This is a genomic window from Cupriavidus sp. 96C5-1, assembly GCF_057798855.1.
The window spans coordinates 129,473-148,121 of the sequence record NZ_JBYOJU010000022.1 but is presented as its reverse complement, the minus strand read 5'-3'; the positions used below and the strand labels follow the sequence as shown (position 1 = coordinate 148,121).

General features: G+C 66.9%; 12 protein-coding genes and 2 rRNA genes. 10 read left to right on the top strand and 4 right to left on the bottom strand.

Going from position 1 to position 18,649, the window contains the following annotated elements; all coding sequences use genetic code 11:
* The 3 genes from AC3FOF_RS23250 to AC3FOF_RS23240 all read left to right on the top strand — a co-directional run.
* Positions 1-88: ribosomal RNA gene (locus tag AC3FOF_RS23250) — 23S ribosomal RNA — on the top strand; the annotation flags it as partial.
* A gap of 114 nt (positions 89-202) precedes the next feature.
* A 5S ribosomal RNA gene (rrf, locus tag AC3FOF_RS23245) occupies positions 203-315 on the top strand.
* A gap of 272 nt (positions 316-587) precedes the next feature.
* A complete protein-coding gene (locus AC3FOF_RS23240) occupies positions 588-1,523 on the top strand; it encodes a DUF3047 domain-containing protein (protein WP_488727895.1) in 936 nt (311 codons plus the stop codon).
* Between the two features lie 46 nt (positions 1,524-1,569).
* Here the strand turns inward: AC3FOF_RS23240 and AC3FOF_RS23235 are convergent, their stop codons facing one another.
* Positions 1,570-2,763, bottom strand: coding sequence for a M20 aminoacylase family protein (locus AC3FOF_RS23235; RefSeq protein ID WP_035805587.1), 1,194 nt, complete (start codon positions 2,761-2,763; stop codon positions 1,570-1,572).
* A 304-nt stretch (positions 2,764-3,067) separates the two neighbouring features.
* On the opposite strand from AC3FOF_RS23235, the gene AC3FOF_RS23230 reads away from it, so the two are divergent.
* The 5 genes from AC3FOF_RS23230 (at position 3,068) to AC3FOF_RS23210 (ending at position 8,855) form a co-directional block, all read left to right on the top strand.
* On the top strand, positions 3,068-4,654 hold the full coding sequence (locus AC3FOF_RS23230; protein ID WP_017224189.1) for an ABC transporter substrate-binding protein: 1,587 nt from the start codon (positions 3,068-3,070) through the stop codon (positions 4,652-4,654).
* Positions 4,655-4,871: 217 nt separating this feature from the next.
* Positions 4,872-5,849, top strand: a complete 978-nt coding sequence (locus AC3FOF_RS23225; RefSeq protein WP_017224188.1) for an ABC transporter permease — start codon at positions 4,872-4,874, stop codon at positions 5,847-5,849.
* 4 nt (positions 5,850-5,853) lie between these two features.
* Positions 5,854-6,774, top strand: coding sequence for an ABC transporter permease (locus AC3FOF_RS23220; RefSeq protein WP_017224187.1), 921 nt, complete (start codon positions 5,854-5,856; stop codon positions 6,772-6,774).
* 21 nt (positions 6,775-6,795) lie between these two features.
* Positions 6,796-7,794 carry an ABC transporter ATP-binding protein gene (locus AC3FOF_RS23215; protein WP_017224186.1) on the top strand — a complete coding sequence of 333 codons (999 nt, stop codon included), beginning with the start codon at positions 6,796-6,798 and terminating at the stop codon, positions 7,792-7,794.
* Positions 7,791-8,855 carry an ABC transporter ATP-binding protein gene (locus tag AC3FOF_RS23210; protein ID WP_017224185.1) on the top strand — a complete coding sequence of 355 codons (1,065 nt, stop codon included), beginning with the start codon at positions 7,791-7,793 and terminating at the stop codon, positions 8,853-8,855. The genes AC3FOF_RS23215 and AC3FOF_RS23210 overlap by 4 nt, the downstream gene beginning before the upstream one ends.
* Before the next feature lie 158 nt (positions 8,856-9,013).
* Here AC3FOF_RS23210 and AC3FOF_RS23205 read toward each other — a convergent pair whose 3' ends face one another.
* On the bottom strand, positions 9,014-10,183 hold the full coding sequence (locus tag AC3FOF_RS23205) for an ABC transporter substrate-binding protein (RefSeq protein ID WP_017224184.1): 1,170 nt from the start codon (positions 10,181-10,183) through the stop codon (positions 9,014-9,016).
* A 298-nt stretch (positions 10,184-10,481) separates the two neighbouring features.
* Between AC3FOF_RS23205 and AC3FOF_RS23200 the strand changes: the two genes are divergently transcribed.
* Positions 10,482-12,623 (top strand): molybdopterin-containing oxidoreductase family protein, encoded by a 2,142-nt coding sequence (locus tag AC3FOF_RS23200; RefSeq protein ID WP_488727893.1) that lies wholly within the window; start codon positions 10,482-10,484, stop codon positions 12,621-12,623.
* A complete protein-coding gene (locus AC3FOF_RS23195; protein WP_488727892.1) occupies positions 12,620-13,825 on the top strand; it encodes an aminopeptidase in 1,206 nt (401 codons plus the stop codon). Before AC3FOF_RS23200 ends, AC3FOF_RS23195 begins: the two co-directional genes overlap by 4 nt.
* A gap of 71 nt (positions 13,826-13,896) precedes the next feature.
* On the opposite strand, the gene AC3FOF_RS23190 is transcribed toward AC3FOF_RS23195, so the two are convergent.
* Together AC3FOF_RS23190 and AC3FOF_RS23185 are read right to left on the bottom strand one after the other, a co-directional pair.
* Positions 13,897-15,129: a branched-chain amino acid ABC transporter substrate-binding protein gene (locus AC3FOF_RS23190; protein ID WP_430869629.1), complete on the bottom strand. Its 1,233-nt coding sequence runs from the start codon at positions 15,127-15,129 to the stop codon at positions 13,897-13,899.
* Between the two features lie 158 nt (positions 15,130-15,287).
* On the bottom strand, positions 15,288-18,599 hold the full coding sequence (locus AC3FOF_RS23185; RefSeq protein ID WP_488727891.1) for an acetyl-CoA carboxylase family protein: 3,312 nt from the start codon (positions 18,597-18,599) through the stop codon (positions 15,288-15,290).
* Positions 18,600-18,649: the final 50 nt, after the last annotated feature.

Sequence of the window (18,649 nt, the reverse complement as noted above, 5' to 3'; positions counted from 1 at the left end):
TTCGAGACCAGGACGTTGATAGGCTGGGTGTGGAAGCGCAGTAATGCGTTAAGCTAACCAGTACTAATTGCCCGTAAGGCTTGATCCTATAACCAGTGTGTTTCTCCTGGTTGAGTATCGCGTGCCACAGGCCGATACGCACAACCAACTACTACATCCCTATTCGCTGCGTTGACCGAGTCAGCGCGGCACACCGTTTATGCCTGGTGACCATAGCGAGTTGGAACCACCCCTTCCCATCCCGAACAGGACCGTGAAACGACTCCACGCCGATGATAGTGCGGATACCCGTGTGAAAGTAGGTAATCGCCAGGCTCTCCCTTGAAACCCCCCAGTACGATAGTACTGGGGGGTTTTGCTATTGCGGCGGCAAAAATGCATGGTGCGAGCGATGCCTCCGATGTTTCGGGTAGTGTCTTAATGTTTTGAGGGTACTGGAGCCTTCCTTCATCCATATCGTTCTGTTACCTTAGCCCCAAGCGCGGGTACGGGTTCCGCGTGACGCAGTTCGAAAGATCTTAAAAAACCCAAGGCCGGCATGCGCCCCAAGGTGTGGCCAGGCAATGGAATCCAGGTTCGGGGGATCGATGGCGGCCAGATTTTGCCTGCCGGCACTGACCGGTGTGGCCGGTGCGCTGATTTTGGCGGGTTGCGGCACCTTGGAAATGGCTCCCACGGAGCCCGTGCAGTCGGGGCCTGGCGCCATAGCGGCGCTATCGGCGATCGATTGCCGCACATTCGCCGAGCATATCGAGCAGATCAAGCTGACCGAACCGGCCTTGCCGGACGCATCCGCGCATCACAAGGCACTGAAATCCGTCGCGGAGAGCGTGCACGATGCCGAGCACGCCAGCGAAGCTGATGAGCCCCCCACGCTGCTGCGTCTGCCACTGTTTTCCGCCACACCGGGCGGCCGCGGCGAACCGCTCGGGTGGCAGCCCTGGACCGTCAACCGGAACAAGATTCCCACGCGTTATTCCCTCGCGGAAGTCGACAAACGCATCGTATTGCATGCAGAAGCCGACAGTTCGGCCTCCGGCCTGTATGTGCCGCTGGTAGGGCGCGCGCCGGGCATGCTGAACTGGACCTGGAAGACGCGGGACGTCATCCGCAGCGCAGACAACGCCCAGGCACCGCGCGAGGATTCGCCGTTGCGCATCTTCGTCGCCTTTGACGGCGACAAGGGCAGCCTCTCGCTAAAGGATCAGCTGATGTACGAGATGGCGCGGCTGACGACGGGACGTGAGATGCCCTATGCCACGCTGATGTACATCTGGGGAGGGCGCAAGCCCGAAGGCTCGGTGCTGTCGAATCCGCACACGGGGCGCGTGCGCATGATCGTGGTCGATTCCGGTACCCGCCATACCAATGAGTGGCGTTGCCACCGGCGCGACCTGCGCGCCGATTACCGCAAGGCCTTCGGAACCGATCCGGGGCAGGTGGTGGCGGTCGGCATCATGACCGATACCGACAATACCAAGAGCCGTGCCGAGAGTTGGTACGGGGACATCGCGCTGGACTGACACCGGCACGCCGGCCCGAACGCCGGCGTGTTGCCGACCGGCGCGCTCAGGCAGGCGCCAGCCACTTCTCCACCAGCTTGACGAAGAAGGTCGAGCCCACCGGCAGGATTTCGTCGTTGAAGTCGTAGCTGGGGTTATGCAGCATGCAGGGGCCGAGGCCGTGACCGGCTTCGCGATGCACGCCTTCGCCGTTGCCGATGAACAGGTAGCAACCCGGCTTCTCCAGCAGCATGAAGGAGAAGTCTTCGGCGCCCATGGTCGGCTCGATCTCGCCATCGACGTTGTCCGTGCCCACCAGCCCGCGCGCCACCTCGACGGCAAACGCGGTCTCGGCAGCGCTGTTGACGGTGGGCGGATAGTTACGGTGAAACTCGAACTCCACGGTGCAATCGAAAGCGCTCGCCACGGCCCGCGAGACTTCCTCCATACGGCGTTCGATCAGGTCCAGCACGGGCAGCGTGAAGGTACGCACGGTGCCGCCGATCCAGGCCTGATCGGGCACGATATTGGTGGCATCGCCGGCGTGGAACTGCGTGACGGAGATCACCGCGGCGTCGATCGGACGCTTGTTGCGCGTGATGATGCCTTGCAGCGCGGAGACGATCTGCGTGCCGGTGAAGACCGGATCGTTGCCGTTGTGCGGCAGTGCAGCATGCGAGCCCTTGCCGCGCACGACGATGCGGAATTCGTTGCTCGATGCCATCAGCGGCCCGGCGGTGGTGCCGAAGCTGCCGGCCGGCATGCCGGGCCAGTTGTGCATGCCGAAGACGGCATCGCAGGGAAAGCGCTCGAAGAGACCGTCCTTGATCATCTCGCGGGCACCGCCCCCGCCTTCTTCGGCGGGCTGGAAAATCAGGTTGACGGTGCCGTCGAAACTCCGGTGCTCGGCAAGATAGCGAGCCGCGCCCAGCAGCATTGCAGTGTGGCCGTCGTGGCCGCAAGCATGCATGCGCCCGTCATGCTGCGAACGGTGGCCGAAGGTATTGGCCTCCTGCAGCGGCAATGCATCCATATCCGCACGCAGGCCGATGCTGCGGCTGCTGTTGCCATTGCGGATCACGCCGACCAGGCCGGTGGTGCCAAGGCCGCGATGCACCTCGATACCCCAGGCGGAGAGGTTCTGCGCAACCACGTCGGAAGTGCGTTCTTCCTGGAAGCACAACTCCGGATGCGCGTGGATATCGCGTCGGATGGTGCGGATTTCGGGTTGCGCCTGAAGGATTTCGGGGATGAGTGTCATGATGCCAGTTTGGGCGATGGATACCCCGATCATACGACGCCTTCGATCGAAGCGCCAAAGCAGGCGGTCTCCACGGCACCCCCGTGATGTTCGCGCGGCTCGGCGTGCGGCGGCGAACAGCGCGGGGGTTTCCCCGCATTGCCCCGCGGGGTCCACTGCTGGAACAGTTCATGCGTGATGTGCCTGCCCGGCAACGTCGCCGCGGATCGCGCCGGCAACCGCACCAAAATGCGGCGCCTTGCACGATGTGCCTTCGCTGCCCTTAGTCGTCGATTGCTACATTTCTTCCCGGGAGAATTGCGCGATGTTCCTTCGCACATGCAAGAAGGCATTCGGTGCCATGGCGGTAACCGCGGCCATGAGCTTCGGTTTTGCCAGCCACGCCCACGCGGTCGATTTCAAGCTGGCCATGAGTTCGCCCCCGACCTCGATGGATCCGCATTTCTACAACCTGTTCTCGAACATCAATGTTTCCGAGCACATGTTCGAATGCCTGGTGAAGCTGGACGCGGACAGCAAGATCATCCCCGGCCTGGCCGAGTCCTGGAAGCTGGTCAACAACCTGACCTGGGAGTTCAAGATCCGCAAGGGCGTGAAGTTCCACGATGGGTCGGAGCTGACGACCGACGATGTGGTCTGGTCGCTCGACCGGCCGGCCACGATCCTGAACAGCCCGGGCAAGTTCGATGTCTACACCAAGGCGATCATCAACAAGAAGGTGATCGACAAGTACACCATCCAGCTCACCACCAACCAGCCTTATCCGCTGATGCTGAACGACCTCACGTCGATCTTCATCGTGCAGAAAAAGGCCACGCAGGGCCTGACCTCCGAAGACTTCGCGCAGGGCAAGGGCATGATCGGCACCGGCCCCTTCAAGTTCGTCAGCTACGCGCGCGACGACCGGGTCGAGCTGGTCAAGAACCCCGACTATTGGGGGCCCAAGCCCGCCTGGGACAAGGTGACGCTGCGCTTCATCGCCAACCCGGCCACGCGCCTCGCGGCACTGCTGTCCGGCGACGTACAGGCCATCGAGAACGTGCCCACGCCCGACCTGCCCCAGGTTCGCAAGGATCCCAAGCTGTCGTTCTTCTCGAAGATCTCGCATCGCGTGATCTACCTGTACACCGACGACAAGCGCGACAAGTCGCCCTTCATCACCACCAGGGACGGCCAGCCGATGGACAAGAACCCGCTGAAGGATGCGCGCGTGCGCAATGCCATCAGCATGGCCATCAACCGGCAGGGCATCAAGGACCGCCTGATGGAAGGGCTGGCCGAGCCGACCAACAATCTGGTGCCGCCCACGCTGTTCGGCTACAACCCTAACCTGAAGACGGTCAAGTACGATCCGGAAGGCGCCAAGAAGCTGCTGGCCGAGGCGGGCTATCCGAACGGCTTCGGCGTCACGCTGCATACGCCCAACAACCGCTACGTCAACGACGAGAAGATTGCCCAGACCATTGCGCAGAACCTGACGCGCATCGGTATCGCAACCAAGGTGGAGGGCATGCCGATGGCGACCTACTCGTCCAAGGGCATCAAGCACGAGTTCTCGTTCGGTTTGCTGGGCTGGGGCGCGCAGACGGGTGAAGTCAGCTCGCCGCTGCGCGCGCTGCTGGCCTGCGAGGATTCCAAGAAGGGGTTCGGCACCACCAACTGGGGCGAGTACTGCAATCCCAAGATGGACGTGGTGCTGGAGAAGGCCCTGGCCACGGTGGATGATGCGGAGCGCTCCAAGCTGCTGCAGGAGGCCACCGCGATCGCCATCCACGATGGCGGTATCATCCCGATCCATCAACAGGTGACCACCTGGGCCACCCAGAAGGGCATCACCTATGTACCGCGTACCGACGAACGGACTTACGCGCACAGTTTCAAGCCGCAGTGAAACGACTGCCGAAAGGCGCGACCATAAAATCGCGCCCTTGGCGCACGGGATCTGCAGGCATAGTCTTGAGCGGGAGGCGGCCGCGGTCTGGACCGCCGCTTCCCGACGATTCACCCCCGGACGGTAGCCGGGCCTAGCCACGAGCCGACTGCCGGTGCAGCGCTGGCGGCGCCCAACAGGCGCCGTGGCCGCCATCGGCGAAGGAAAGCTTCCGAACATGCTGGTTTTCATCATCCGGCGCCTGATGCAGAGCGTGGTCGTGCTCTTCGTCATGTCGCTACTGGTTTTCCTCGGCGTCTTTGCCATCGGCAACCCGGTCGATATCCTGATCAATCCTCAGGCCGACCAGGAAGACATCAAACGCACCATTGCCGCGCTCGGGCTCGACAAGCCCTTGTGGGAGCAGTACTGGATCTTCCTGCGCAACGCGCTCCATGGCGATCTCGGTACTTCGTTCGCGCACGGCACGCCGGCGCTCAAGCTGATCTTCGAGCGCATGCCGGCCACCATGGAGCTGGCCGTGTGCGCTATCCTGCTGGCCGTGCTGCTCGGCATTCCGCTCGGATTGTGGGCTGGCCTGCGCCCGGGCGGCGTGGCCGGCAAGACCATCATGGGCGTGTCCATCCTTGGTTTCTCCCTGCCCACCTTCTGGGTCGGGCTGATGCTGATCATGGTGTTCGCGGTGCAGCTGGGCTGGCTGCCTTCCAACGGGCGCGGCGAAACCACGTCGCTGCTCGGCATCCCGGTCAGCTTCCTGACGGTGGACGGCCTGCGCCACCTGCTGCTGCCGGCGGTGACGTTGTCGCTGCTCAATATCGCCATGGTGATCCGGCTCACGCGGGCCGGCACGCAGGAGGCCATGCTGCAGGACTACGTCAAGTTCGCGCGCGCCAAGGGCCTGTCCAATACCCGCATCGTGGGCGTGCACGTGCTCAAGAACATCATGATCCCGATCGTCACGGTGATCGCCTTGCAGTTCGGCTCGATCATTGCCTTTGCTATCGTGACCGAATCGATCTTCGCGTGGCCCGGCATGGGCAAGCTGATCATCGATTCCATCCAGTTGCTCGACCGGCCGGTGATCGTGGCTTACCTGATGGTGATCGTGACGCTGTTCATCCTGATCAACCTGGCGGTGGACATCATCTATAGCGTGCTCGATCCGCGCGTGCGCATTGCCGACAACAAGGGCTGAGCTCATGACAACCGCAACCGAAACCACGGCGGCACCGCCGCCGCCAGCCGAGCAGACCCCGCTGCGGCGCTTCGCCAGCCAGTTCTTCTCGAGCAAGATCGCGGTGATCGGCCTGGCCTTGCTGGTCATCATCGTGCTGATCGCACTGTTTGCGCCGTGGCTGTCGCCACAGAACCCGTATGACCTTGCCACGCTCGATGTGCTCGACGCGCGCATGGCGCCCGGCGAGCAGGCCGGCAGCGGCATGACCTTCCTGCTCGGCTCGGACGAGCAGGGCCGCGACATCCTCTCGGCCGTGATGTACGGCCTGCGCATCAGCATTGGCGTGGGCGTGGTCAGCACCGTGATCGCGCTGCTGCTGGGCGCCACCCTGGGCCTGCTTGCCGGCTTCCTGGGCGGCCGCGTGGAAGCCATCATCATGCGCGTGGCCGACCTGCAGCTGTCGTTCCCGCCCATCCTGCTGGCGCTGATCCTGCTGGCCTTCCTGCGGCCCGGCATCGGCAATATCGTGATTGCGCTGGTGGCGGTGCAGTGGGCCTACTATGCCCGCACCACCCGCAGCGCGGCGCTGGTCGAGCGACGCAAGGAATATATCGAAGCCGCCATCTGCCTGGGCCTGCCGCCGGGGCGGATCATGTTCCGCCACCTGCTGCCCAACTGCCTGCCGCCGCTGATCGTGATCGCGGCGCTGCAGGTGGCATCGGCGATCACGCTCGAGGCCACGCTGTCCTTCCTCGGCCTGGGCGTGCCCATCACCGAGCCCTCGCTGGGCTCGCTGATCGCCAACGGCCAGCAGTACATGCTGTCCGGCAAGTACTGGATCAGCTTCTTCCCGGGGATTGCGCTGGTGGTCACCATCGTGGCCATGAACCTGGTCGCCGACCAGCTGCGCGATGTCCTCAATCCGCGCCTGCAAACGCAGTAACGCAGCACGACAGGAGCGAATATGAGCAAACCGACCCTGGTGGTGGAAGGCCTCAAGACCCAGTTCTTTACGCGCGGCGGTGTCGCGCGCGCTGTCGACGATGTCTCGTTCTCGGTCGGCCGCGGCGAGATCATGGGGCTGGTCGGCGAGTCCGGCTCGGGCAAGTCGATGACCGGCTATTCGATCATGGGCCTGATCGACCCGCCGGGCAAAGTGATGGAGGGCCGCATCGAGCTGACCAGCCGCGACGGCGTGACGCGCGACCTGCGCAGCCTGACGCCCGGGCAGATGCGCGACGTGCGCGGCAACCGCATCGCGATGATCTTCCAGGACCCGATGATGACGCTGAACCCGGTCCTGCGCATCGATACGCAGATGATCGAGGCGGTGCTGGCGCACGAGAAAGTGGATAAGGCGGTGGCGCGCGAGCGCTCCCGCAATGCGCTGGCCCGGGTCGGCATTCCTTCCCCGGACGAGCGGCTGCAGGCCTATCCGCACCAGTTCTCGGGCGGCATGCGCCAGCGCGTGGCGATCGCCATCGCGCTGTTGAACAAGCCGGACCTGATCATCGCCGACGAACCCACCACCGCGCTGGACGTGACCATCCAGGGCCAGATCCTCTACGAAATGCAGAAGCTGTGCCGAGAGTCCGGCACCGCGCTGATCTGGATCACCCACGACCTTTCCGTGGTGGCTGGCCTGGCCGACACCGTTTGCGTGATGTACGCCGGCAAGATCGTCGAGGCCGGCGACGTGCGCCAGGTGCTGGAGCGGCCAGAGCATCCCTACACCCACGGCCTGATCAGTTCCGCGCCATCGCGTAATCCGCGCGGCGCGCCGCTGCGCCAGATTCCCGGCATGACGCCGTCGCTGCTGAACCTGCCGGCCGGCTGCGCCTTCCGCGAGCGCTGCGCTTATGCCACCGATGTGTGCCGGACAGCGCCGCCGCTGGAAACCGCCGCGGACGGACGCCGCCTGCGCTGCTTTCATCCGGTACTCGAACACGTGGAGGCAGCATGAGCGCCGCCATCATTGATCCCGCACACGCTTCCATGGCCAGCGAGCCCGTTGCCGAGTCCACGCCCAATGCCCCGATCCTGGAGTTGCGCGGGGTATCCAAGCGCTTCGTCAAGTCGCTAGACGCCGCCGCCAGGATCGCCAACGTCTTTGGCGCCAAGGCGCAGGAAGAGGTGGTCCATGCCGTCGACCGCGTCGACCTGGCCATTGGCGCGGGCGAGGTGGTCGGGCTGGTCGGCGAGTCCGGTTGCGGCAAGTCCACGCTGGGCCGCATGGCGGTGGGCCTGCATTCGCTGACCGAAGGTTCGCGCTTGTGGCGGGGCGTCGATCTCGACCGCCTGCCGCCGGAAAAGAAGCGCGAGAAGCAGCTGGCGATCCAGATGATCTTCCAGGATCCTTATGCCTCGCTGAATCCGCGCCTGCGCGTGATGGACATCGTCGGCGAGGCGCCTGTTGTGCACGGCATGGTGCCGCGCGCGGCGCAGAAGAGCTATGTGGAAGACATGCTGGTGCGCGTTGGCATGGACCCCACCGTGCTGCGCCGTTTCCCGCACCAGTTCTCGGGCGGGCAGCGCGCCCGCATCGGCATTGCGCGGGCGCTGGCGGTCAAGCCGGAATTCCTGGTATGCGACGAGTCGGTGGCCGCGCTCGACGTGTCGATCCAGGCCCAGGTGCTGAATCTCTTCATGCGCCTGCGCCAGGAGCTCAATCTCACCTATCTGTTCATCAGCCACGATCTTGGCGTGGTCAAGCACATCAGCGACCGTGTGGTGATCATGTACCTGGGGCGGGTGGTGGAATCGGCGCCGGCCGAAGACGTGTTCGCCAGCCCGAATCATCCCTACACCCAGGCGCTACTGGCGGAGGCTCCCAAGCTGGAGGTCGGCAAGAAGACCTTCGTGGCGATCAAGGGCGAGATTCCCTCGCCGCTGCATCCGCCGCCCGGCTGCCATTTCCACCCGCGCTGCCCGCATGCGATGCCGCGGTGCCGGGAGGAGCAGCCGCTGCTCAAGGAGATTGCGCCGATGCGGTTTTCGGCTTGCCATTTGAACGACATGGCGTAGAGATCGGGGCTTGGGTTTAACTGCTTGATTTCGAAGTCAACTTCGAAGGCTTGAAGTCAAAGGCAGTTTCACCTCCCCTGCGGGGAGGCGCCCCATACGGCATAGGCAAACCTTGACGGCTCGCTATGGCCCGCCGGCGGGCCGCGCGTTTGCTCGCTCTAGCGAATCACCTGCCCCCTCGAGTTGATGATGGTCATCTCGACGAACTTCGAGCCGACGTGGCTTTCGGGGCTGAAGTTGACGATGTAGCCGCCCAGGTCCAGGCTCTTCATGCCCTCCAGCGCGGTCACCAGTTTTTCCCGGGTGAGATCCTTGCCGGCGCGGCGCAGGCCTTCGGCGAAGGCCTTGGCGGCAATAAAGCCTTCGATACTGGCGTAGTCGAACTCATTGGGCTTGCCCGCTGCCTGCAGCAGGCGCAGGTATTCGCGCACCACCGGCAGCGTGGCGTTGCCCGGGTGGGGCATGACCTGTGAGATGATCACGCCGCCGCCCTTGGCGCCCACTTCCCTGGCCAGCGCCTGGGTGCCGACGAACGAGACGTTGTAGAACTGGCCATTGAAGCCGCGCCGCAGGGCTTCCTTGACGAAGGCGCCGGCGGTCCGGTACGCGTTGATCATCACCACCGCGTCGGGCTTGGCCTTCATCGAGCCCTGCATGGCGTCACCGATTTCCACGGTATTGCGTACCACGCCCTCGCGCGAGACGATCTGCACGCCGCTGTCGGGCGCGGCCTTGAGAGCCCGTTCGAGCGCTTCCAGTCCGGACTTGCCGTAGGCGTCGTCGTTGTAGACCACCGCCACCCGCTTGAGGCCGGTGACGCGGATCTGGCGCAGGATGGCCGCGGCTTCCTCGTTGAAGCCGGCGCGCACGTGGAAGGCGTAGCGGTTGAACGGTTCGCGTAGCGACTGGGCGCCGCTGTAAGGGGCGAAGAACGGCACCCTGGCCTGGGTCGCCAGCGGCAGCGAAGCCTCGGCGGTTTCGGTGCCCACGTAGCCGAACAGGGCAAAAGCGTGGTCGTCGTCGATCAGCGCGCGGGTGTTCTTGGCGGCGGTTTCCGGTTCGTTGTAATCGTCGAGCACCTTGAGCTCGACCTTGCGCCCGTAGATGCCGCCGTGCTGGTTGACGTAGTCGAAGTAGAGCCGCGCGCCGGAATTCATCTGCTTGCCGAGCATGGCGGTGGGCCCGGTGAGCGCGGCCGACTGGCCCAGCAGGATGGTGTCGGCGCTGACGCCGCTTTCCGCGCCGGCATTGGCAATGAATGAGCCGATGGCGCACGCCACCAGCAGGCCGGCAATGCGCCAGCCCCTGACCCCAGAATGCACTTGCATGGTTTCCCCGTGAAAACGGTGTATTTTTTACCCGTGAATGCCTTGCCGGTCTGTGCCGGCGATGTCCTGGCCCCATTCCCTGGCGCAGCGTCGGGCTATCATAATCGAATACAATCGGAGCCTAACAATTTCCCCCGTCGGCGCCCGTCGGGGCGACGCCGGCGTACAACACGCAAAGCCCGCGGGACAGTCCACCGGGCTTTGCGCGCGGCACCTCCGGAGCCCGCTGTTTGTGTGTCCGTGCCGCCACCCCGATGCCGGTCGCGCCGCCAGTCCCCCACGCTAGCCAGGAGATTCCATGGCCTCCCGCATCGTCCGTGCCGCCTGCCCGCACGATTGTCCCGATAGCTGTGCGTTGCTCGTCACCGTCGAGGACGGCCGCGCCATCAAGGTGGCGGGCGATCCCGACCATCCCGGCACGCAGGGCGTGCTGTGCACCAAGGTGTCGCGCTACACGGACCGCACCTATCATCGGGACCGCCTGCTGACGCCGATGAAGCGCGTCGGCGCCAAGGGCGAGGGCAAGTTCGCCCCGATTTCCTGGGACGAAGCGCTGGAGACCGTAGCCAGCCGCCTGTCCGCCATCGCCGCCCGCGATCCGCAGGCGATCCTGCCCTACAGCTATGCCGGCACCATGGGGCTGGTGCAGGGCGAGAGCATGGCGGCGCGATTCTTCCACAAGCTGGGTGCCTCGCTGCTGGACCGCACCATCTGCGCCAGCGCCGGCGCGACCGCGCTGCGCTATACCTATGGCGCCAGCATCGGCATGGACATCGAGCATGTGCCCGATGCCAGGCTGATCATCATCTGGGGGGGCAACCCGATTGCCTCCAACCTGCATTTCTGGACGCGCGTGCAGGAAGCCAAGCGGCGCGGCGCCACCCTGGTGGCGATCGATCCCTACCGCTCGCTGACCGCCGAGAAGTGCCATCGCCATATCGCGCCCATGCCGGGCACCGACGGCGCACTGGCGCTGGCCATCATGCATGTGCTGATGCGCGACGACCTGCTCGATCACGACTACATCGCCAGCCACACGGTGGGTTTCGAGGCACTGCGCGAGCGCGCCCAGGCCTATAGCCCGGCACGCGCGGCCGAGCTGTGCGGCATCGACGCCGGCGACATCGAATGGCTGGCCGGCCTGTACGGGCAACTGGCGGTGCGCGAGCGCCAGCCGGTGGCGATCCGGCTGAACTATGGCATGCAGCGCTCGCACGGCGGCGGCCAGGCGGTGCGCGCGGTGGCCTGCCTGCCATCCCTGGTTGGCGCCTGGCGCCATCCGGCAGGCGGCCTGCAATTGTCCACTTCCGGCTTCTTCCCGGTCGACAACCAGGCACTGCAGCGGCCCGACCTGCTGCCGGGCCTGCCGGCGCTGCCGCGCACGGTGAATATGAGCACCATCGGCGATGCGCTGCTGGATGCCGGGGATGGACAGCATGGCCTGGTCGGCCCCAGGATCGAAGCGCTGGTCGTCTACAACAGCAATCCGGTGGCGGTGGCGCCGCAATCGACCAAGGTGGCGGAAGGCTTCGCGCGTGAGGACCTGTTCACCGTGGTGCTGGAGCAGTTCCGCACCGACACCGCGGACTACGCCGACATCCTGCTGCCGGCCACCACCCAGCTCGAGCACGTGGATGTGCACAAGGCCTACGGCCACACGTACTTCCTGGCCAACAACCAGGCGATCGCGCCGCTGGGCGAGGCCATGCCCAATACGGAGATTTTCCGTCGGCTGGCGCAGCGCATGGGCTTCGACGAGCCGTGCTTTGCCGATAGCGACGAGGACATTGCCGCCCAGGCCATCGTGGCCACCGATCCGCGTGCCGCCGGCATCAGCTGGGAATCCCTGAAGGCGCAGGGCTGGCAGAAGCTCAAGCTGCCGGCCGCGCCGCTGGCCGAGGGCGGCTTTGCCACGGCGTCGGGCAAGTGCGAGTTTTATTCGGAGGCCATGCGCCGCGACGGGCTCGATCCCTTGCCCGACTACGTGCCGCCCTACGAGGCGCCCGCCACCGCGCCGGAGCTGGCCGCGCGCTATCCGCTGGCGATGATCTCGCCGCCGGCACGCAACTTCCTCAACAGCTCCTTCGTCAACGTCGACAGCCTGCGCGCCACCGAGGGCGAGCCGCACCTGGACATCCATCCCGAGGATGCCGCCCCGCGCAGCGTCGCCAACGGCGGCATGGTGCGCGTCTTCAACGACCGCGGCAGCATGCTGGCGCGGGCGCGCGTGACCGACCGGGCCAGGCGCGGGCTGGTGGTGGGCTTGTCGATCTGGTGGAAGAAGCTGGCGCCGGACGGCAAGAACGCCAACGAGCTGACCAGCCAGCGCCTGACCGACCTGGGCCGTGCCCCGGTCTTCTACGATTGCCTGGTGCAGGTGGAAGCTGTACCGGCCGCGGCGGCCGTGCCGGAGCCGGCGGCGCCCGCCCTGTCGTCATGACCCGGCGGCCGGCGCGCGCGCTGCAGGCCCTGGCCGTGCTGGGGCTTGCAGCGTTGCTGGCCGGCTGCGACACGATCGGCTACTACGCGCAATCCATTGGCGGCCACCTTGGGGTGATGGCCGATTCCCGGCCGCTGCCGGACGCCATTGCCGCGGCGCGCGACGCCAACGACACGCGGCTGGCGCAGCGCCTTGCCCTGGCCGGCACCATCCGCGACTTCGCCTCCCGCGAGCTGAAACTGCCCGACAACGGCAGCTACCGGCGCTACGCCAACCTGCACCGGCCGTATGTGGTGTGGAGCGTGTTCGCCACCCCCGAGCTGTCGATGGAGCTGCACAAGTGGTGCTTCCTGGTGGTCGGCTGCATCAGCTACCGTGGCTACTACGCCAAGGCAGACGCCGACGGCTACGCGGCGGGGCTGCGCAAGGAGGGGCTCGAGCCCTACGTGGCAGGCATCCCTGCGTACTCCACGCTGGGCTACTTCGACGATCCGCTGCTCAATACCTTCGTCTACCAGCCCGAGGGCGAGCTGGCCAGGCTGATCTTCCACGAACTGGCGCACCAGGTGGTCTATGTGCGCAATGACACCACGTTCAACGAATCCTTTGCCACCGCGGTGGAGACGGCAGGCGTGGAGCGCTGGCTGGCGCTGGCGGCGTCGCCCGACGCCCGTGCCAGCTACCGCCAGTACGACGCCCGCCGCCAGCAGTTCCGCGCCATGCTGCTGGATGCGCGCAACCGGCTCGATGCGCTCTATCGCTCGCCGTTGTCCGACGACGCCAAGCGCAAGGGCAAGGCGGAGATACTCGCCGGCCTGCGCGCGCACTATGCGCAACTCAAGGCGCAGTGGGGCGGCTATACCGGCTACGACCGCTGGTTCGAGCGGCCGCTGACCAATGCGCAGCTCGCCGCCGTGGCAACCTACCAGCAGTGGGTGCCGGCGTTCACGGCGCTGCTGGCGCACAGCGGCGGGGACTGGACTGCCTTCTACGCCGAGGTCAGGCGCATCGGCGAACTGCCGCGCGGCGAACGCGATGCGCGCCTGCGCCGGCTGGCGCCGCCGGTCGGCGGCGGCGAGGCATTGACCGCGAGCGACGGCGGCACGCCGGCCGGCGCCGCGATGGGCGCGGCGCGCGCCAGCGGGGCGCCCGACACGCCGACCCCGCCCGCGGGACCGGACGTTCCTTCCGCCGGGCACTAAGGGACGGGACGTCGATGCGGCCGATGCCCCGGTGTCCCGCCTGGACGGCTTGCAGGCGCCTGGCGCTACCCTCAGGAAGGGCGCTTCATCCGGCACATCGAGGGCAGGCTGAGCTCGGGCCCCGGCGTCATGCTGTCGAAGCGGAACCCGTACTGCGTGCCTTCCGCGCCAACCTTGACGGTCTTGCCGTCCACCGGCGCGATCGTCGATACCACCTGCGGCAGCAGCAACTGGTGATCGCTCTTGCGCATCAGCACGTCACCCACGGGCGAGTGGTATTGCATGCCTTCGAGCGCGAACGCAATGCTGGTCGGGTCGTCGGATCCGGCGCGGCGGATCGCCTCGCTGACCATCTGCACGGAGATCAGCACGCGCGGGGTGAAGTACTCGCCGGCCGGCGTCTGCCTGACGCGGGCCGACAATGCCGCCAGCACCGGGTCGTCGCCGTTGGGCAGGTATTCGGCGACCCAGGTCAGATGGGCGTTGCCGGCCTGCGCTACCGCCTGCACCGTGCCGGGCGCGCCGCCGCCGCTATGGTTCAGGTAGTTCAGCGGATAGCCGGCTTCGCCGGCTGCCTTGATCAGCAGGCTCAGGTCCTGGCCCCAGTTTCCCGTGACCACCGTATCGGCGCCGCTTTCCTTGACCCTGCCGATATAGGGCGCGAAATCCTTGACCCTGGCCAGTGGGTGCAGCGCCTCGCCGACGAACTGCACGTCGGGCCGCGCGACCGAGATCATCTGCCGGCCCAGCGCGGCCCAGATGCGGCCCTGGGTGTAATCCTGGTTGAGCAGGTAGACCTTGTGCATGTCCTTTTGGCCGCGCGCGAAATTGGCCAGCGCGCGCATCTTCATGGCCGCGTTCGCTTCGGTGGCGAAATGCCAGAAGCTGCAGCGCATGCCGGTCAGGTCGGGGTCGAGCGAGGCATAGTTGACGATCAGGATGCGCTGCGCGGGATGGCGCTCGTTCTGGCGGTTGGCGGCCTCCACCAGCGCGGTCACCACCGGCGAGCCGGAGGCGCCGGTAAACACCACGCGGACTCCGGCATCGATGGCGCTTTGCAAGGCCGTCAGGCTTTCCTGGGGCGAGAGCTTGTTGTCGTAGCTGAGCAGTTCGTAGTGGCGGCCGAGCACGCCACCCTGGGCATTGGCGTCGTCGAGGGCGAACTTCAGGTTGGCCTGGAAGATCTGGCCGACATCGGCCAGCGGCCCGGACAACTGGTCGATGAAGGCCACCTTGATGGGCGCGTCGGTGGCCGCTGCCTGCGCCTGGGCCAGCACTGGCATCGGCAAGGCACCCGCCAGCATGCACGCCGCGGCGGCGCGCGTCAGCACGCTGCCTGCGCACGCCGCGATCCTTGCGGCAATGCCTGGCCGGCGCTCCAAGTCATGGGACATTGCTGGTCTCCTTGCTGCTGGCGCAGCGGGATGGCAGGGGGAAGTTTGCACGATCGCCCGGCGAGGCGTCACCATGTATCGATAAAGCGGCGCGATGCGTCGCGCGGCGCCTGGTCCGGAGCCGGCACCGAGGCCAGTCCGCGCAGCAGCCAGTGACGCGTGTCGGCCGGGTCGATGACCGCATCGATCTCAAGGTGGCTCGCCATATTCAGCGCGCGCCCGCGCTGGTAGGCGGCATCCACCATACGCGCAAACAGCGCTTCGCGCTCGGCCGGATCGGCCACCGCTTCCAGCTCCTTGCGAAAACCCAGCCGGATCGAGCCCTCGATGCCCATCGCGCCGAACTCGCCGCTGGGCCAGGCCACGGTGAAGAAGGGCGCGGCAAAGCTGCCGCCGGCCATGGCTTGCGCCCCGAGCCCGTAGCCCTTGCGCAGCACCACCGTGAAGAAGGGCACGCGCAGCGCGCCGGCGGTGACGAACAGGCGCGAAACATGGCGTACGGTGGCGGTCTTCTCAGCCTCCGGGCCTACCATGAAGCCGGGCGTGTCGCACAGCGAGACTATAGGCAGGCCGTGCGCGTCGCACAATTGCATGAAGCGCGCGGCCTTGTCGGCCGCCGCCGCATCGATCGCGCCGCCCAGGTGCCGGGGATTGTTGGCGATGCAGCCGAAGGCGCGGCCCTCGATGCGGATCAGCGCGGTGATGATGCCGGCGCCGAAGGCGGCGCGCAGTTCCAGCACGGAATCGCGATCGGCCAGCGCGGCGAGCACGCCCCGCATATCGTAGCTGCGCAGCCGGTTCTCCGGTATCAGGTGGCGCAGTGCGCGCGCATCGCCTGCCTCCCAGCCGGGCAGATCGCCCTGGAAGTAGGACAGGTAGCGCCGGGCCGCGTCCACCGCCGCGGCTTCGTCGTCGACCAGCACGTCGATCACGCCGTTGGGTGCCTGCACGCTCACGGGGCCGACTTCCTCGGGCGCGAACACGCCCAGGCCGCCGCCCTCGATCATGGCCGGGCCGCCCATGCCGATGGTGGCATTGCGCGTGGCGATGATGACGTCGGCGCAGCCCAGCAGGGCGGCATTGCCGGCGAAGCAGCGGCCGGAAACGATGCCCACCAGCGGCACCTGGCCGGATAGCCGCGCGAACTGGATGAAAGACGTGCAGTCCAGCCCGGCCACCACCGGCATGTCGGTATCGCCGGGCCGCCCGCCGCCGCCCTCGGCGAACAGCACCACCGGCAGGCGCCACTGGCGCGCCAGCGCCAGCATGCGGTCCAGCTTCTTGTGGCCGTAGAAGCCCTGGGTGCCGGCCAGCACCGTGTAGTCGTAGGCCAGCACCATGCAACGCGCGTCGGCGGCCGGAAAGCGCTGCGCATTGACGGTGCCGATGCCGGTGACGATGCCGTCCGCGGGCGTGGCGCGTTCCAGGTCCTCGATGCTGCGCCGCTGGCGCTGCGCGGCGATGGCGAGCGCGCCGTATTCGATGAAGGAGCCGGTATCGCACAGTTGCGCAATGTTCTCGCGCGCGGTGCGGCCGCCCTGGCCATGGCGCTTGTCCACCGCCCGCGCGCGCGCCGCATCCTGGGTGAGCGCCTGGCGCGCCAGCACGTCGCGCAGGTCGGCGCGGATATGGGCGGGATCCAGCGCGGCGCCGGCCTCAACCGCGTGATGGCTGCCGTCGTCCGCCGACAGTACGATCACCGGCGCGCCGGCGCGCAGCACATCGCCGGCTTGCGCCAGCACGCGCAGCACTTCGCCCGCGACCGGCGCCTCCAGCGGATGCTCCATCTTCATCGCTTCGATGATGGCGAGGGGCTGGCCGCGCCGCACGATGTCGCCGGGGCGTACCTGGACCGCGGCCAGCGCGCCGTCCATGGGCGCGCACACCAGTTCGGCGTCGTCCGGCAGATCGTCAGGCTCCGCTGCATGCGCCTGGGTGTCAGCGGCGGCGCCAACCGCATACAGCGCGGGATGGGCCTGATCGCCTTCCAGCTGCTGGGCCGCTGCCGCCGCCATGGCCGGCAGCGCGGCGTCGAGGTATTGGGTGTGGACGTCGTTGCGCCGCACCTCGTCGCGCAGCAGCAGGTCCTGCAGCAGCCGGCGGTTGGTGTCGATGCCTTCGATGCGGAATTCGCACAACGCGCGGTAGGCCCGGGCCAGTGCGCGCTCATAATTGCCGCCGGGCTCGTGCACGATCAGCTTGGCCAGCAGTGAATCGAAGCGCGGGTTGATCGTCATGCCCGCGTGGCCGGCGCCGTCCACGCGCACGCCGGGGCCGCTGGGCGGCTCGTAGGCGTCGATGCGGCCGCTGGCGGGGCGCAGCTGCCCCTGCGCGTCGAGGTGCTCGGCGTTGATGCGCAACTGGACGGCGATGCCGCGTGGCGCCGGCGGCGGTTCCAGCCCCAGCTGGGCCAGGCTCTTGCCCGCCGCGATGGCCAGTTGCGCCTGTACCAGGTCCACCCCGCTCACCATCTCGGTGACAGTGTGTTCCACCTGCAGGCGCGGGTTGGCCTCCATGAACCAGAAGTCGCCATTCGAGCCGACCAGGAATTCAAAGGTGCCGATGCCGCGATAGGCGCTCGCGCGCGCCAGCGTGACCGCGGCCTGCGCCAGGCGTGCGCGCATGGCGTCGTCGAGCGAAGGGCTGGGCGCCACCTCCACCAGCTTCTGGTGGCGCCGCTGCAGGCTGCATTCGCGCTCGCCCAGCGCGATCACGCCGCCGGCGGCATCCGCCAGCACCTGGATCTCGATATGGCGGGGCGCGCGTACGATGCGCTCCACATAGACCGCACCGTTGCCGAATGCAGCCGTGGCCTCGGAAACGCAGCGGGCGTAAGCCTCGTCGATGTCCGCGGCGGCACGCACGGCGCGCATGCCGCGCCCGCCGCCGCCGGCCAGCGCCTTGATCATCATGCCGGCGCCGGTCTCTTGCAGCGAGCCGAAGAACGCGTGCGCGGCTTCCAGCGTGGTGGGGCCGGTGGTGCCGGATACCACCGGCACGCCGCACTCGCGTGCCAGCGCCCGCGCCCGGGCCTTGTCGCCGAACAGGCGCAGCACATCGGGCGCGGGGCCGACGAAGGCAAGACCCGCATCCAGGCAGGCCTGGGCGAACTCCGCGTTCTCGGAAAGCAGGCCGTAGCCCGGGTGGACCAGGTCGCAACCGCTGCGCGTGGCAGCGGCGACCACCTGCGCGATATCCAGATAGGCGCGCGGGCCGGTGCCGGGCAGCGCGACGGCGCCGTCGGCCTTGCGCACGTGGAGGGCGTCGCGGTCGTCCTCGCTGTACAGGGCGATGCTCTCCAGGCCCGCGCCGGCGGCGGCGCGGGCGATGCGGATGGCGATTTCACCGCGGTTGGCGATCAGTAGCTTGCGGAACGTCATGATGCGAAAGAGTTGGGCAATGGTGGAGAGAGACCGGAAGACGCGAGCGG